The sequence below is a fragment of the Telluria beijingensis genome (assembly GCF_030770395.1).
Classification (GTDB): domain Bacteria; phylum Pseudomonadota; class Gammaproteobacteria; order Burkholderiales; family Burkholderiaceae_D; genus Telluria; species Telluria beijingensis.
In genome coordinates this window covers 2,717,126-2,731,812 of the sequence record NZ_CP132480.1, presented here as the reverse complement: position 1 = coordinate 2,731,812, position 14,687 = coordinate 2,717,126, and the positions used below count along the sequence as shown (strand labels likewise).

Sequence of the window (14,687 nt, the reverse complement as noted above, 5' to 3'; positions counted from 1 at the left end):
GGCAGGGCTTCAAAATTAACCACAACGACGTTGATTCCGCCGTGTTCCAGGAGGCGCTGGCCGCCGACCTGGATCGCGCCATGCAGGTGGCGCGGGTACGCAAGGAAGCTGAACAGTCATTGCCGACCTTGACCAAGGCCGAGCTGGCCGAGCTGCTGTTCGAGCAGGTCGGCCTGAACAAGCGCGAAGCCAAGGACATGGTCGAAACCTTTTTCGACGAAATCCGCAATGCGCTCGAACGCGGCGAGGCGGTCAAGCTGTCCGGCTTCGGCAACTTCCAGTTGCGCGACAAGCCGCAACGGCCGGGCCGCAATCCGAAAACGGGGGAAGAAATCCCCATCACGGCGCGCCGCGTCGTGACCTTCCACGCCAGCCAGAAACTCAAGGGAATGGTCGAAGAGACCCTGCCCGGCGGTTCGCCCACGGGTTCCCTGGCGCGTGCAGCCTGAGGACACCCGATAGACGATGAATGACCGACTGAACAAGATCGAACCGAACGTGCTGCCGCCGATTCCGGCCAAGCGTTATTTCACGATCGGCGAAGTCAGTGAATTGTGCGGGGTCAAACCGCACGTCCTGCGTTACTGGGAGCAGGAATTTACGCAGCTTAAACCGGTCAAACGTCGTGGAAACCGCCGATACTACCAGCACCACGAAGTGCTGCTGATCCGGCGCATCCGTGAGCTGCTGTACGAGCAGGGCTTCACGATCAGCGGCGCACGCAACCGCCTCGACAGCCGCGCCAGCGCGGCGCTCGAGCATGGCGAGCCAGACCTGCCCGATAGCCCACCCGCGATCGACGGCGATAAATTGCGCGCCGATCTGCTCGACATCCTCGACCTGCTCAAGAACGGGTCGCGGCCGGCCTAGTGCCTGCGCCGGGGTCGTGCCACCGCTGACTGTCCTTCGCCGTTGGGTCCGTCCAGAACTAGTGCCATGCACCGAACCTCGCTCCCATCCCTTGGCGGGTCGTCTCCGGTTCAGTCGACGGCATCGATGACTCATGCATTCGTGTACCCTGTTGAATGCGGGCCCCGGAGTGTTAAAATGTCACTCGCGCATATGCCGAATCTAACGCATGTAAACCGGGCAACTCAGACCCGGCACTTTCCTGCGCAAGGAAAATTTAAGGGAAGACAATGATACGCGTTGCCATTTGTGACGATCACCAGATAGTTAGAGCAGGATTCAAGCAGATTTTCTCGTCGTCGGGCGATTTCGAAGTCGTCGCCGAAGGCGCCACCGGCCGCGAGGCCCTCGATATCGCGCGCCGCGAGATTTGCGACGTGTTGCTGCTCGATATCGCCATGCCCGACCAGAGCGGCATCGACATCCTGCGCACCATCCGCCAGGGCCAGCCCAATCTGCCGGTGCTGATCCTGTCCGGCTACCCGGCGCAGCAGTACGCGCTCAACCTGTTCAAGATGGGCGCCAACGGCTACCTGAACAAGGAATGCGAGGCGGACGAGCTCAAGACCGCCGTGCGCACCGTCTACCAGGGGCGCCGTTATGTGTCGTCGACTGTTGGCGAGTTGCTGGCCCAGAGCTTCGACCGCGATCCCAACACGGCGCTGCACACCGAGTTGTCCGACCGCGAATTCCAGGTTTTCCTGCGCCTGGCCAAGGGCGCGACCGTGTCGGATATCGGCAATGCGCTGTCGCTGTCGATCAAGACCGTGTCCACCTACCGCACCCGCATCATGGAAAAAATGGGCTTGCAGTCGAATTCCGATCTGACCTATTACGCCATGAAGAACAATCTGCTCGATTAAGCATGCGCTGATTTTTTGGCCAGATCATTCCGACAACGCGCCCGCATGTGCGCGTTTTCATATCTGCAATCAGTGTTGTTGCTACTCACCTCAAAATGCAACAATTAGTTACGTCCAAGAATTTCGCAGTGCAACATGGCGTCCATACGCCTATAATGAAGGGCCACATTCCTTGCGCGAAAGGAAGCCTGGATGTACTTTTCTACCGCTGCGGATGACCGATCGATCCGCAGTCTCCCCCTCCACAAGACCCTGCTGTGCCTGATCTGCGTAGTGCTGCTGGTCGTCAATGGCGTGTTCCTGGTGCGCAATCTCGACGACTTGCGCGCGGCAAATACCCTGCAGGCGCAGACGGCGCAAGTCTCGGACGAGCTGCAATACCTGAACCTGCTGGTCACCGATGCCGAGAGTAGCCTGCGCGGCTATTTCCTGTCGGGCGATGAAGTCTACCTGGGCCCCTTGCGTGGCGCCCCGCAGCAGATCGACAAGCAATTGCAGGCGCTCGGGGCGTTGCTGGATGACAGTCCGTCCCAGACCACGAACCTGCAGCAACTGCGCGCCTTGGTCGAAAAGAAACTCGGCCTGTTGCACCAGTCGCTCGAAGTCTACCGCCAGGGCGGCTTGCAGGATATCGTGGCGATCGCCGCTTCGCCCGACGACCGCGCGCAGATGGACGAGATCCGCCTGCAGGTCGTGATCATGACGCGCGAGCAGAACGAATTGCTGACCACCCGTACCGCTGCGTTCTATCAACAATACCGCCATGCGGCGCTGTTCGGCGTCGGCATCAATGCCGCCGCCATCATCGTGTTGCTGTTGTTTTATAAATTGATCAAGCGCGCCTTCCGTTCGCGCCTGCTGGCCGAACGCGCCTTGCAGCTTACCAACGATGGGCTGGAAGAAATCGTGGCCGAGCGCACCGCCCAGCTGTCGGTGCTGTCGCGCCACCTGATCCGGGTGCAGGAAGAAGAAAAATCGCGCCTGGCGCGCGAGCTTCACGACGAGATGGGCGCTAACCTGACGGCAATCGGCATGGACTTGACCACGGTCAGCGAACACCTGCGCGCTTCGCACCCCGAGCTGGCAGCCAGGCTGGGCCGCGCGCGGCGCACCCTGGTCGATACCGTGCAGCTGAAGCGCCGCATCATCGAAAACCTGCGTCCGAGCCTGCTTGACAATATGGGCTTGTCGGCCGCCTTGCAGAGCTATTGCGCCGACTATGCCCGGGTGACCGGCCTCGACTGCGATGCGCTGATCGATGCCGAATCCGATGCCGCCGGCCCGATGCAGGCGATCGCGCTGTTCCGTATCACGCAGGAAGCGCTGAACAATATCGCCAAGTATGCCAAGGCGCGCAATGTCATCGTCAACCTGACGCGCGAGCCCGACGGCTGGGGCCTGGAAATCACCGACGACGGCATCGGCATCCCGGACGACGCCATGGCCAGGTCGAAATCGCACGGCTTGCTGGGCATGCGCGAGCGCGCCTTGCTGCTGGGCGGGACACTGGTGGTGGAGCGGGGCGTGAATGGGATTGGTACCTGCGTGCGGGCCCAGATTCCGGCCACCGCACCGGGCGGTAACGAAGAAACGGCGCCGAAGGCGCCGCTGGTCGGGTGCGCCGATCCCGGCGCGGTGCTGCTGGAAGCGCCCGGTCCACTCGCGGGAGGGACCGAGGCGCGGCGTCATCTCAACGCGCCACATCCATGAGCAGGCGGTCGTATTCCGACTTGGCGACCTTGTAGCACTCGCCGGCATATTCTTCCAGGCCGGCGCGGTCCAGCACCGTGATATTGCCGCGGCGGTACTGGATCAGGCCTTCGTCCTGCAGCTTGCCGGCGGCGGCGGTGATGCTCTCACGGCGCACGCCCAGCATGATCGAGATCAGTTCCTGCGTCACTTTCAGCTCGTTGCTGGCCGAACGGTCCAGGCGGTCGAGCAGCCAGCGGCACAGCTTCTGTTCGATCGAGCTGTGGCGGCCGCCGACGGCGTTCTGGGCCATCTGGGCGAACAGTGCATTGGTGTAGCGCATCAGGAGCTGGGGAAGGGCGCCGCCGCGGTTGAAGGCGTCGCGCAGGTACTGGGTCTTGAGGCGGTAGCCGTAGCCGGCGCTCTGGACCACAGCGCTGCAGGTGGCGCGCTCGCCCATGAACAGCGACACGCCGACCGCGCCTTCGTGGCCGACCACCGCGATCTCGGTGGTGGCGCCATCTTCCATCACGTACAGCAGCGACACGATTGCGGTCGTCGGAAAATACACGTATTCCAGTTTGCTGCCATACTCGAACAACTCTTTACCGAACGGCATTGGCACCAGTTCGAGGTGGTCGAACATGTCTTCCAGGTCGGTGCGCGGCAGCGCGGCCAGCAATTCGTTCTGCTGGGTGCCGCTATAGCTCACGACCGGTTTCGACGCGGACTTCATTGCCTCACTCGTGGCAGGAACCTGGTTCTTGGCTTTCTGGGTGAGACCACCAAACTGAGTGTTGTTCATCTTATGTCCTCTTATGTCTATCGTGCGTCGGGGGCGATCTGGAGGTTGTCTTTCTTACCTCATCGCGATGGGTGTACTTTAAGGCTACCGTCTGTTGCCGCACATAAGACGAGTATCCGCCCCCATGTAGGTTCCAAGCATGATGTCGTGTCAGCCCAGTCCTACTAGGGCTCACCGTGCGTTGGCGCACCTTCCGGCCCAAAGTTTCGTTAAAGAACCTCGAAATGCCGCATAATTCGCCGGCGCGCCCCCGGGGCGCGGTTCATGACGACAGGGCGAGAGAAGGAATATGGGGCTGCGGGTATTGCTGGTGGAAGACGATGCGGTGCTGGCCGACGGCCTGCTGCGCGCCTTGCAGGCGCAAGATATGACGGTTACCCAGGTCGGCGACGGGCTGGCCGCCGACGCCTCCTTGCAAGCGCCCGGGGTCGAGGTCGCGGTGCTCGACATCGGCCTGCCCGGCATCGACGGCTTCGAGGTGGTGCGCCGCCTGCGCGCGCGCGGCGCGGCCACACCGGTGCTGCTGCTGACGGCGCGCGACGCCGTCGAAGACCGGGTCCGCGGCCTGGAGATCGGCGCCGACGACTACCTGGTCAAGCCCTTCGCCACTGCCGAACTGGTGGCCCGTATCCGGGCCTTGGCGCGTCGCCATGCGCCCCCATCCAGCACCGTTTCACTCGCCGGACTGAGCCTGGACCGGGCCACTCGCCGCGCGCGCGTCGCCGGCCAGCCGATCGAGCTGTCGGTACGGGAGTGGGGCGTGCTCGAATACCTGCTGCAGCATGCCGGGCGGGTGGTCTCCAAGCAGCAGATCATCGACGCCATCCTGCCCTGGGGCGAGGACGTGACCCAGAACGCGGTCGAGGTCTATGTCTCGCGCCTGCGCCTGAAGCTGGACGGCTCGGGCGTGGCGATCCGCACCATCCGCGGCTTCGGCTACCTGCTCGAAGCGGCCGCATGAACAGCATCCGGCTGCGCCTCCTGAAGTGGCTGCTGGGCCCGATCCTGTTGGTGAACCTGGTGCTGGCCGCGCTGGTGGCCGGCTTGGCCTGGACGCCGGCGCAAGTCGCCTTCGATGGCGGCCTGCTCGAGACCGCCAACGGCCTGGCGCAACGCCTGGGCACCGGTATCGCGCCGCAGCTGCCGCCGGCGGCCCAGGATGCCGACCGTAGCTGGTTCGTGGTGCGCGACGCCGCTGGCCGCCACCTGGCCGGCGCGCGCACCTTTCCCGCCCTGCGCCCGGGTGGCGCACCTTATGACGCCGAGGTCGATGGCGAGCCGGTGCGGGTGGTCGCGCTGGCCGTCGCCACGCCCGACGGCATGCACCAGCTGGGCGTGGCGCGCACCCTGCGCCAGCGGCTCGAGGTGCGTTCGGCCATCGTGCGCTCGCTGGTGGTGCTGGTCTCCCTGGTGACCTTGACCCTGGTCGGCGTGGTCTGGCTGTCGGTCGGCAACGGCTTGCGGCCGCTGGCGCGCATCCGCGCCGAACTGGCCGCGCGCGGACCGGGCGACCTGGCGGCTATCCCTCTGGCCGAGGTGCCCTACGAGATCGCGCCGGTGGTCACCGGCTTCAATGAATTGCTGGACAAGGTCGAAGCCGGCGCGCGCGCACAGCGCGACTTCCTAGCCGATATGGCGCACCAGCTGCGCACGCCGCTGGCCGGCATGCAGCTGCAGCTGGAATGGCTGCGCGCGCGCCACGCCCTGGATGCCGACACCGTGCGCTCGCTCGGCATGATGGAACTGGCCAACGAACGCATGATCCGGCAAGTCAACCAGCTGCTGGCGCTGGCGCGCGCCCGCGAAGGGCGGCCCGGCGAGCAGCACGCCGCGCTCGACCTGGCGCAGCTGGTGCAGGAAACGATCCAGTACTGGGTCGAGCGGGCGGCGGCGAAGGATATCGACCTGGGCTTCGAGCTGGCCCCGGCCCCGCTCTCCGGCGACGCGTTCCAGTTGCGTGACCTGGTCGACAACCTGGTCGACAATGCCCTGCGCTACACGCCGGCCGGCGGCAGGGTGACGGTGGCCTGCGCGCGCGAAGCCGACGTCGTGCTGTTCACGGTCGAGGATTCCGGCCCCGGCATCCCGACGGCGCGGCGGGCCGCCGTGTTCGAGCGCTTCGTGCGGCTGGACGACAAGACCACGGGCAGCGGCCTTGGCCTGGCGATCGTGCGCGATATCGCGCTGGCGCATGGCGCGACGGTCCTGCTGGACGATGCCGAGGGCGGCGGTACCCGGGTTACCGTGCGTTTTGCTGCCGACCTGGCAAGACAGGGCGCCGGTTAGCGTCGTATTTGCGTCGCTGTCAGGACTTTGTCAGCTTTTCCTCAGGGAAATGACAGGTTACCGGGATATCATTCCTCATGGCAACATTCTCGTCGGCATTCGGCCGCGAGGCAGCCCCAGGAGAATCCCATGCAGCAGCGCCAGTCCGGTTTCACGCTCGTCGAGCTCATGCTCGTGGTGGCGATCATCGGCATCCTCAGCGCGATCGCCGTGCCATCCTATAACAGCTATGTGCTGCGCACCCGCCTGGCCGAGGCGCACGGCGTGCTGGCGTCCACGCAGGTCAAGCTGGAGCAGTTCTGGAGCAATAACCGGACCTATGTCGACTTCGACAAGGAAGGCGCGAGCCAGATGCCGGACAACGGCCAGAACTTCGACTATACCCTGGAAGATGTCAGTGCCTCGGCCTATACCATGCTCGCCACCGGCAAGAACGCCGCCGCCGGCTTCGTCTACAGCATCGACCAGGCCGGCAACCGGGTCACGGTGGAAGCACCGGACGGCTGGACCACCAGCGACGAGTGCTGGGTCGACCGCGCGGAGGGCGCGTGCACCCAGTGACCGCCGCGCGCGAGCAGGGCTTCACGGCCCTCGAAGCCATGGTGGTGGTGGCGATCCTCGGCATCCTGCTGGCGGTTGGCATTCCCAGCATGCGCGGCTGGCTGGGCGCCACCAGCGCGACCGGCGCTTCCCAGTTCTATGCCGAAGGCTTCCGCCTGGCGCGCGCCCAGGCCCTGGCCAACAATAGCCGCAGCCGGCTGGTGTTCACCGAAAACGACCAGAGCGGCCAGCTGGACTGGCAGGTCGATGTCTGCTTCCCGGTCGCCGACGACCGCTGCGGCGCCGACAGCGAGCGCTGGTCGACCGTGGACGAACCGGCCGTCGGCCCGTCCGAAGGCGACGTCGCGACGCCCTCGGTATTTCGCAGTGCGGCCAGCCTGCCGCGCGCCTCGGCCCTGGGCGTCACGCCCGATGGCGACGCCAGGTCGGTGTATTTCACCGAGCTGGGTTGGGTCGACGGCGCGAAGCCGGCGCTGATGCGCTTCGACCTGGGCCCGGGCAGCGGCGACGCCGAGGATGGCTTCACGCCGTCCGCCGTGGTGCTGACCCTGGCCGGCGCGGTGGTGACCTGCCGTCCCGACGTCGACGACCACGATGCGCGCAGGTGCCCGTGATGAACCGCCGCTTTTCCCCCCGTTTTGCTCCCGTGCGCCAGGCCCAGCGCGGCGTGGCCCTGCTCGAGGCCCTGATCGCGGTGATCCTGCTGGGGATCGGCCTAGTCGGCACGCTGGCGCTGCAGGTCAACTCCCAGGCCGCCCTGTCCGAAGCCGCGATGCGCGCCGAAGCGACCATCGCCGCCAACGAATTGATCGGCGTGATGAGCACCGACCTCGACCACCTGGACGAGTATGCGCTGGCGAAGAACGGCCAGCCCGGCGAGCGGCTCGAAGCCTGGCACGACGCGCTGTCCGGAAACCTGCCGAATGCCGCGGTGGAGATCACGGTCACGCCGGCCGAGGATGCCGAACGCACCGCCGTCGTGATCGCAATCCAGTGGAGCCGCGGCGAACAAGGCCTGCCGAACACCCACCGTGTCGTGACCTATCTGACGAGGTCGGGATGAACAGGATGCTTGCAAATAAGCGCGTGGCCGGCTTCTCCCTGGTCGAACTGATGGTCAGCATCGTCATCGGCCTGCTGGCGGTGATGTTCGCCACCCGGATCATGACGGACTCCGAAAATACCAAGCGCGGCGCGCTGGGCGGCTCGGACTCGATGCAGAACGGGATGATGGCGATGTTCTCGATCAGCGCCGACGCCGAGCAGGCCGGTTTTGGCCTGAACGATCCGATCCTGAGCGGCTGCGACACCATCTTCAAGGACAGCAAGGGCTACCAGCTGGCCACGACGAAGCGCGGCGGCGTCGACGTGACGCCGCTGGCGAGCGCCGTGATCGAGCCCGGCGTCGATGGCAAGCCGGACCGCCTGACCATGTACGCCGGCAGCGCGCCGGGCGGCACCGGCACCATGCGCCTGGAGGGCAACTACATCGGCGGCACCCAGCTTGCGGTCGATCGCGCGCCCTATGGGTTCGCGCTCGGCGACGTGATCGTCGTGGCGCCCGAGAATGGCGAAGGCAAGTGCGCGCTGGCGCAGGTCGCGGGTCTGTCGGACCCAAGCGCCGACGAGCCGTCGGTCGCGATCGGCAGCACCGCTTACCGCTTCAATACCGGCGCGCTGGGCCGCAACTTCGAGGGCAGCGCCAGCCGCGTGTTCAACCTGGGACGCGAATCCAGCCTGTCGTTCCACACCTGGTCGGTACAGGACGGCGTGCTGCGCCTGCGCGCCACCAACCTGGGCGGCGATGGCGGCGCGGCGCACGCGGTGGCCGACAACATCGTCTCGCTCAAGGCGCAATACGGTTTCGATACCCGCACCGAGGCCGATTTCGAACCCGAACAGGGCATGCAGGTGGGGGAATGGTCGGCCGAGATGATCGATGCCGACGGCGACGGCGTGACGGGCGGCCCCGGCGACTACCAGCGCCTGGCCGCGCTGCGCATCGCCGTGGTGGCGCGCGCGAAGACGCCCGAGCGCGCCGCGGCCGGGGCCGCGTGCACCGCCCAGCCCGAGGCGATGAAGGTATTCGGCAGCGAGCAGCCGCATGGCGTCGAGGCGAGCGAAGTGACGCTCGACCTGGCCGTCGAAGGCGACAGCGTCGACTGGCGCTGCTACCGCTACCGCGCCTTCGAGACCATCGTCCCGCTGCGCAATATGGGCTGGAGGCCTACCGCATGAGTGTTCCATCGACATCCGCACGCCAGGCCGGCGCGGCCCTGCCGGTCATGCTGATCATGATGCTGGTGATGCTGGTGACCAGCATCTACCTGCTCCGATCGAGCAATTCGGCCACGCTGGCGGCATCGAACCTGGCCTATGACGCCACCCTGAGCCGGGCGGTCGACTTCGGACTGCATACCGGCTTCCAGTGGTTGAGCGAGACGGCGTCCGCCAGCAAGGCGAGCCTGAACGATAACGATTCGGCCGCCGGCTACCACGCCAATCTCGACACCACGCTCACGCCGAACGACAAGGAATTCTGGGACGACAGCGTGGAAGTCGAGGATGCGGACGGCAACAAGATCCGCTACGTGATCCATCGCATGTGCCGCGCTACGGGAAGCTTCAGCAGCCCGAACCAGGACTGCATGCTGACCTCGGCCAACACCGTCAAGCTCGGCAACAAGGTGGCGATCGGCGAGAGCCTGGCCTCCGACGCGCCGGCCTATGCCAGCTCGCCCCAGATCCACTACGTGATCACGGCCCGCATCGATGGCGCGCGCGGCGGCAACGTGATCAACCAGCTGGCCGTGCTGATCGGCGCCTGAGACCTGTCCCATGATTGGATTGCGCATGAATTTCTCTTCCCTTACCGCGCTGGCCCTGGCGCTTGCCATGGGACTGGCCTCGCTCCCGGCCGCGGCCGGACCGACCGGCCTGGCCTCGCTGCCGCTGATGAGCATTACCGGCAGCGGCACCGTCAAGCCGAACCTGATGCTGCTGTACGACGATTCGGGCTCGATGGCCTGGAACCATACACCCGACTACGTCGACGACAACACCACCTGCCGCGCCAGCACGACCCTGGCGCGCGGCCTGCGCGGCTGCGTGATCGGCGACGCGCCGTATGCGGCGCCACTGTTCAACCGCCAGTACTACGACCCGCAGGTGCGCTACCAGCCGCCGGTGAAGGCCGACCAGACCTCGTACCCGAGCCAGACCGCGCGCGAGACCAGCAACTGGACCGACGTCGCCAGCGACGGCTTCGGCGTCGACAAGCGCAATATGCGCAACGCCAGCGAGACCAAGACCAACCTGGTCACCGGCTATCCCGACCTGGCCTGGTGCAACGACGACGGCGAGTGCCGCCGCAACCTCATCGGCTACACCTATCCGAGCCTGGCCTACGACGATCCCGAGCAGGTCAGCGGCAATCCCTATTACTATACGATCAACGTCGCCGAATACTGCACCAATACCAGCCTCAAGACCTGCGTGAGCACGGCGGTCAATGCCCCGGCGCCCACCGGCTATCCGGTGCCGGCGCCGGTTCGCTGGTGCAACAGCACGGCGCTGACCGATTGCCAGGCCAAGTACGTCGGCAACTATAAATATCCGCGCTTCGGCGACCCGAACCGCTCGGCCAACTGGTACACCACGATCACCATCAACGACTCCGGTTCCAATTCGGCGGTGACGATCACCGGCGTGACCTCGGTCGGCGTGGCCGCGACCCAGGACATCGCGCGCGACGCGGTGACCGCGTCCGGCGGCACCAACAGCGCCGACGAGCGCGCCGCCATGGCCACCGCGCTGGCCGCATCGATCGTCAACAAGGCGGGCCTGGGGCGGCCATTCACCGCCTGCGCGGTCCGCGCCAGCGGCGTGGTGCGGGCCTGCTCGGACTTCGGCATCACGCTCGAATCGAACGCCATGCTGGCCGTGATCCCGATCAGCTGCGGCCGCAACGTCACCAACAAGAACAACTGCACGGTGGTGAAAGAGGGCGAGCGCACCGGCGACGAGATCCTGGTGAGTTCCGGCACCGCCGCCACCGCGCTGCTGCAGGTCACCGGCCGCAGCGCCAACAGCAGCAGCACCAGCGGCCGCAGCCGCCTGAATGGGCTGAAACTCGGCACCACCACCCTGATCGACTCGCTGCGCTTCGGCTCGAACAATACCGCGGCCCAGGTCGCGTCGGCGATCGCGAGCGAGATCGGCACCAATGGCACGATCAAGGCCTATGTTGGGCCGAACAACATCACCCCGCAATGCGCGACGGCCACCAACACCATGGTGTGCATCGTGGCGCCGGTGAGCATGGCCGGCGCCAACCTGAGTTATACCCGGATCGACAATCCCGGCAGCCTGGGCTGGGGCGGCGCCCCGGCGACGTCGAACGGCGCGCCGACCTCTGTCTCGGGCTTCGATACCGGCGTATTCATCCGCACCGACATCGTCTCGAGCCGCAACAGCTATCCCAAGTCGACCCAGCGCACCGACTGCCAGGGCGATACCTGCACCTATGACGAAGAGATGACCAACTTCGCCAACTGGTACAGCTACTACAAGACCCGCAACCAGATGATGAAGACCGCCGTCGGCCTGGCCTTCCAGCCGCTGGGCGAAGCCTACAAGGTCGGCCTGGTGGGCCTGCAGGACGCCGCCGCCGAAGGCACGATGAGTCGCCCGCGGCCGTTCACGGGCCAGACCCGGATCGACTGGTACAACGCCCTGTACGCGATGAACAGTTCGGGCGGCACCCCGGTGCGCCTCGCCCTGCACGCGATCGGCAAGATGTTCGCCAACCAGTCGCCCTACAAGCAGCCGGTCGGTTCCGAGACGGTGGAGTATGCCTGCCAGCAGAACTTCACCTTCGTGACCACCGACGGCTACTGGAACGGCGACAGCCCCAAGCGCCAGACCAAGGAAGCGACCCGCTGGACCCCGGCCGAGTACGAAGAGGTCGTGGCCAACAACGACAACCGGGTCAACCCGGCGCGCTTCTGCACGCAAGAGAAGGGCTGCCTCGACACCCGCGCCCAGACGCTGCCCTCGCTGGCCGACGTCGCCCTGTACTGGTATAACGGCGGCTCGAGCACCGGCACCGTGTCGCTGCGGCCCGAGATCGACGACATCTCGAAGACCGGCCAGGTGCCCGGCACCGGCAACACCCACCTGCACATGCGCACCTACGCGCTGGGCCTGGGCGTGGACGGCATCATGACCTATGAGCCCAACTACGACACCAAGCCGGTGGTCGGCGGCGACTTCTACAACCTGATCAACGGCGTCAAGACCGGCTGCCCGTGGAACGGGAACGGCGCCTATGTCTGGCCCGACCCGAATACCGGCACCACCGACCTGTCGACCGCGCTGCAGTCGCGCGTGGACGACCTGTGGCACGCCGCGATCAATGGCGGCGGCAAGTATTTCCCGGCCTCCGACCCGCTGCAGGTGGTCGACAGCCTGAACCAGGTGCTGAACGACATCCAGGTCGCCACCGGCGCCGCCGCCGCGGCCGCGACCTCGACCCCGAACGTGGCCCAGGAAGACCGCGACATCTTCTCGGCCACCTTCACCACGGTCAAGTGGACGGGCAACCTGAGCAAGCGCGTGATCGACGTCGTCACCGGCGAAGTGAGCAAGGACGTCAACTGGAAGACATCCTGGACCCTGGGCCAGAAGGTGCGCGCCGACTCCGACAGCCGCAGTATCTGGTTCCGTCATCCGACGACGGGCCGGCGCACCGAATTCAGCTACGACCTGCTCGGCGCCGACCAGGCCTGGTTCTCGAACAAATGCTCGGCGCTGCCGCAGTGCGCGCGCATGTCGGCCGCCCAGCGCGCCGTGGTCGACAATGGCGCGACCATCGTCGGCTGGCTGCGCGGCCAGCAGCAGCACGCCAACAACATCCTGCTGCGCGCCTACACCACCACCGGACCCGAAGATACCGGGACCAATGGCGCCCAACTGGAAATTCTGGGCGACATCGCCTCGTCCAAGCCGGCCTACCTGCGCGAGCCGCGCAAGGCCTACGGCAGCGAAGACTACCGCGCCTACCGCACTGAGAACGCGAGCCGCGACCCGGTGGTCTTCATCGCCGCCAACGACGGCATGCTGCACGCCTTCGACGCCGACGACGGCGGCGAGTTGTGGGCCTATATGCCGCGCATCACCATGAAGAAGCTGCACCGCCAGGCCAGCGTCAACTACGCGTCGAGCCACCAGTTCAGCACCGACGGCTCGCCCGAGCTGGCCGACGTCAAGATCAACGGCGAATGGCGCTCGGTGCTGGTGGCCGGCCTGAACGCCGGCGGGCGCGGCTACTACGCGCTGGACGTCACCGATCCCGCGGATCCCAAGCCGCTGTGGGAGATCTGCGCCGACCGCGCCGTGTGCGGCGGCGTGCACCACCAGCCCGAGATGGGCTTCACCTTCGGCAATCCGCAGTTCGGCACGATCAAGGTCGGCGACGCCGAGCGCTGGGTGGTGTTCCTGACCTCGGGCTACAACAATATCCCGGGCGCCGACGATATCCAGTCCGGCAGCGGCAAGGGCTACCTGTTCGTGATCGACGTCGCCACCGGCGAGGCGATCGCCAACCTCGGCGCCAGCGAGGCGATGGATGGGGGCCTCCTCACCACCGGTAGCGGCGACACCACCACGCCGTCGGGCCTGGCCAAGATCACGGCGATCACGGCCAACCCGAATACCGATCCGCTGGTGACCTATGTGTATGGCGGCGACAACCAGGGCCAGATGTGGCGCTTCGACTTCACCGGCGACAAGGTCAAGCGCCTCTTGATGGCCAATGCCGGCGCCAACCAGCCGATCACCACCCGACCCGACGTCGCCATGTGCCAGGTCAATTCGGTGGACAAGGGCGAGGGCGCGTCGCCGACCACGCGCGTGGTGTCCTTCGGCACCGGGCGCATGCTCGACCTGCCCGACATCCAGAACACCAAGATGCAGAGCGCCTACGTGCTCAGGGACGACGACGCCGCCTACGACGCCGGCACCTGGCGCAAGGACGAGACCTATGCCAAGCGCACCCTGACCGAGACGCGGCCGTATGACGACAAGGCCCCGGACGTGCCGCGCTCGAACCAGTTCACGATCGACGGCACGATCGCCGACCTGGGCCGCCAGCGCGGCTGGTTCGTCGACTTCGACAAGAACCCGGGCGAGCGGGTCAACCTGGATCCGAAGATCGTGGCCGGCACGCTCACCGTGGTGACCAACCTGCCGCAGTCGTCGACCGCCTGCGCGGTGGGCGGCATCAGCTACGCCTACTTCCTGGACGTGTGCACCGGCGAAGCGGTGGCGGGCGACATCGCCGGCGGCCTGCTGTCGGGCGACGCGGCGGCGGTCGGCATCACCATCGTGCGCCTGCCTTCGGGCGCGCTGAAGCTGATCACCACCACCGCCAAGGGCAATACCATCACCACCGAGGTGAAGCCGGCCAAGACCCAGGACGCGCGCCGCACCGGCTGGCGCCGGGTGCGCGAGTAGGTTTGCTGGCTGCGAGGTAGCGTCGTCGGCTTGCATCACGCCAGTCCGGCAGTCGCCAG

General features: G+C 66.2%; 13 protein-coding genes. 12 read left to right on the top strand and 1 reads right to left on the bottom strand.

Going from position 1 to position 14,687, the window contains the following annotated elements; all coding sequences use genetic code 11:
* Positions 1 to 80: 80 nt before the first annotated feature.
* From Q9246_RS12155 to Q9246_RS12140, 4 genes are all read left to right on the top strand, one after another.
* Complete coding sequence (locus tag Q9246_RS12155; protein WP_306398157.1) at positions 81 to 449, top strand: integration host factor subunit alpha; 369 nt, start codon at positions 81 to 83, stop codon at positions 447 to 449.
* A 16-nt stretch (positions 450 to 465) separates the two neighbouring features.
* Positions 466 to 870: a MerR family transcriptional regulator gene (locus tag Q9246_RS12150; RefSeq protein ID WP_306397801.1), complete on the top strand. Its 405-nt coding sequence runs from the start codon at positions 466 to 468 to the stop codon at positions 868 to 870.
* Positions 871 to 1,139: 269 nt separating this feature from the next.
* Positions 1,140 to 1,772, top strand: a complete 633-nt coding sequence (locus tag Q9246_RS12145; protein ID WP_005667428.1) for a response regulator — start codon at positions 1,140 to 1,142, stop codon at positions 1,770 to 1,772.
* Between the two features lie 192 nt (positions 1,773 to 1,964).
* Entirely contained in the window at positions 1,965 to 3,482 is a 1,518-nt protein-coding gene (locus tag Q9246_RS12140; protein ID WP_306397800.1) for a CHASE3 domain-containing protein, read from the top strand.
* On the opposite strand, the gene Q9246_RS12135 is transcribed toward Q9246_RS12140, so the two are convergent.
* Positions 3,463 to 4,197 (bottom strand): Crp/Fnr family transcriptional regulator, encoded by a 735-nt coding sequence (locus Q9246_RS12135; RefSeq protein WP_229519699.1) that lies wholly within the window; start codon positions 4,195 to 4,197, stop codon positions 3,463 to 3,465. The two genes, Q9246_RS12140 and Q9246_RS12135, sit on opposite strands and share 20 nt — an antisense overlap.
* Positions 4,198 to 4,555: 358 nt before the next feature.
* Here Q9246_RS12135 and Q9246_RS12130 point away from each other — a divergent pair, with 358 nt between their 5' ends.
* The 8 genes from Q9246_RS12130 to Q9246_RS12095 all read left to right on the top strand — a co-directional run bounded on the left by Q9246_RS12130 (position 4,556) and on the right by Q9246_RS12095 (position 14,628).
* Positions 4,556 to 5,227 carry a response regulator transcription factor gene (locus Q9246_RS12130; RefSeq protein ID WP_306397799.1) on the top strand — a complete coding sequence of 224 codons (672 nt, stop codon included), beginning with the start codon at positions 4,556 to 4,558 and terminating at the stop codon, positions 5,225 to 5,227.
* Positions 5,224 to 6,552 (top strand): sensor histidine kinase, encoded by a 1,329-nt coding sequence (locus Q9246_RS12125; protein ID WP_306397798.1) that lies wholly within the window; start codon positions 5,224 to 5,226, stop codon positions 6,550 to 6,552. Before Q9246_RS12130 ends, Q9246_RS12125 begins: the two co-directional genes overlap by 4 nt.
* Positions 6,553 to 6,681: 129 nt before the next feature.
* On the top strand, positions 6,682 to 7,113 hold the full coding sequence (locus tag Q9246_RS12120; protein ID WP_306397797.1) for a type IV pilin protein: 432 nt from the start codon (positions 6,682 to 6,684) through the stop codon (positions 7,111 to 7,113).
* The gene (locus Q9246_RS12115) at positions 7,101 to 7,727 is read left to right on the top strand and encodes a pilus assembly FimT family protein (RefSeq protein ID WP_306397796.1); all 627 of its coding nucleotides are present in this window, start codon (positions 7,101 to 7,103) and stop codon (positions 7,725 to 7,727) included. Before Q9246_RS12120 ends, Q9246_RS12115 begins: the two co-directional genes overlap by 13 nt.
* Complete coding sequence (locus Q9246_RS12110) at positions 7,727 to 8,176, top strand: type IV pilus modification PilV family protein (protein WP_306397795.1); 450 nt, start codon at positions 7,727 to 7,729, stop codon at positions 8,174 to 8,176. Before Q9246_RS12115 ends, Q9246_RS12110 begins: the two co-directional genes overlap by 1 nt.
* 5 nt (positions 8,177 to 8,181) lie before the next feature.
* Positions 8,182 to 9,351, top strand: a complete 1,170-nt coding sequence (locus Q9246_RS12105; RefSeq protein ID WP_306397794.1) for a PilW family protein — start codon at positions 8,182 to 8,184, stop codon at positions 9,349 to 9,351.
* Complete coding sequence (locus Q9246_RS12100; RefSeq protein WP_306397793.1) at positions 9,348 to 9,941, top strand: pilus assembly PilX family protein; 594 nt, start codon at positions 9,348 to 9,350, stop codon at positions 9,939 to 9,941. Before Q9246_RS12105 ends, Q9246_RS12100 begins: the two co-directional genes overlap by 4 nt.
* 25 nt (positions 9,942 to 9,966) lie before the next feature.
* Positions 9,967 to 14,628: a pilus assembly protein gene (locus tag Q9246_RS12095; protein ID WP_306397792.1), complete on the top strand. Its 4,662-nt coding sequence runs from the start codon at positions 9,967 to 9,969 to the stop codon at positions 14,626 to 14,628.
* The last annotated feature ends 59 nt before the right edge of the window (positions 14,629 to 14,687 follow it).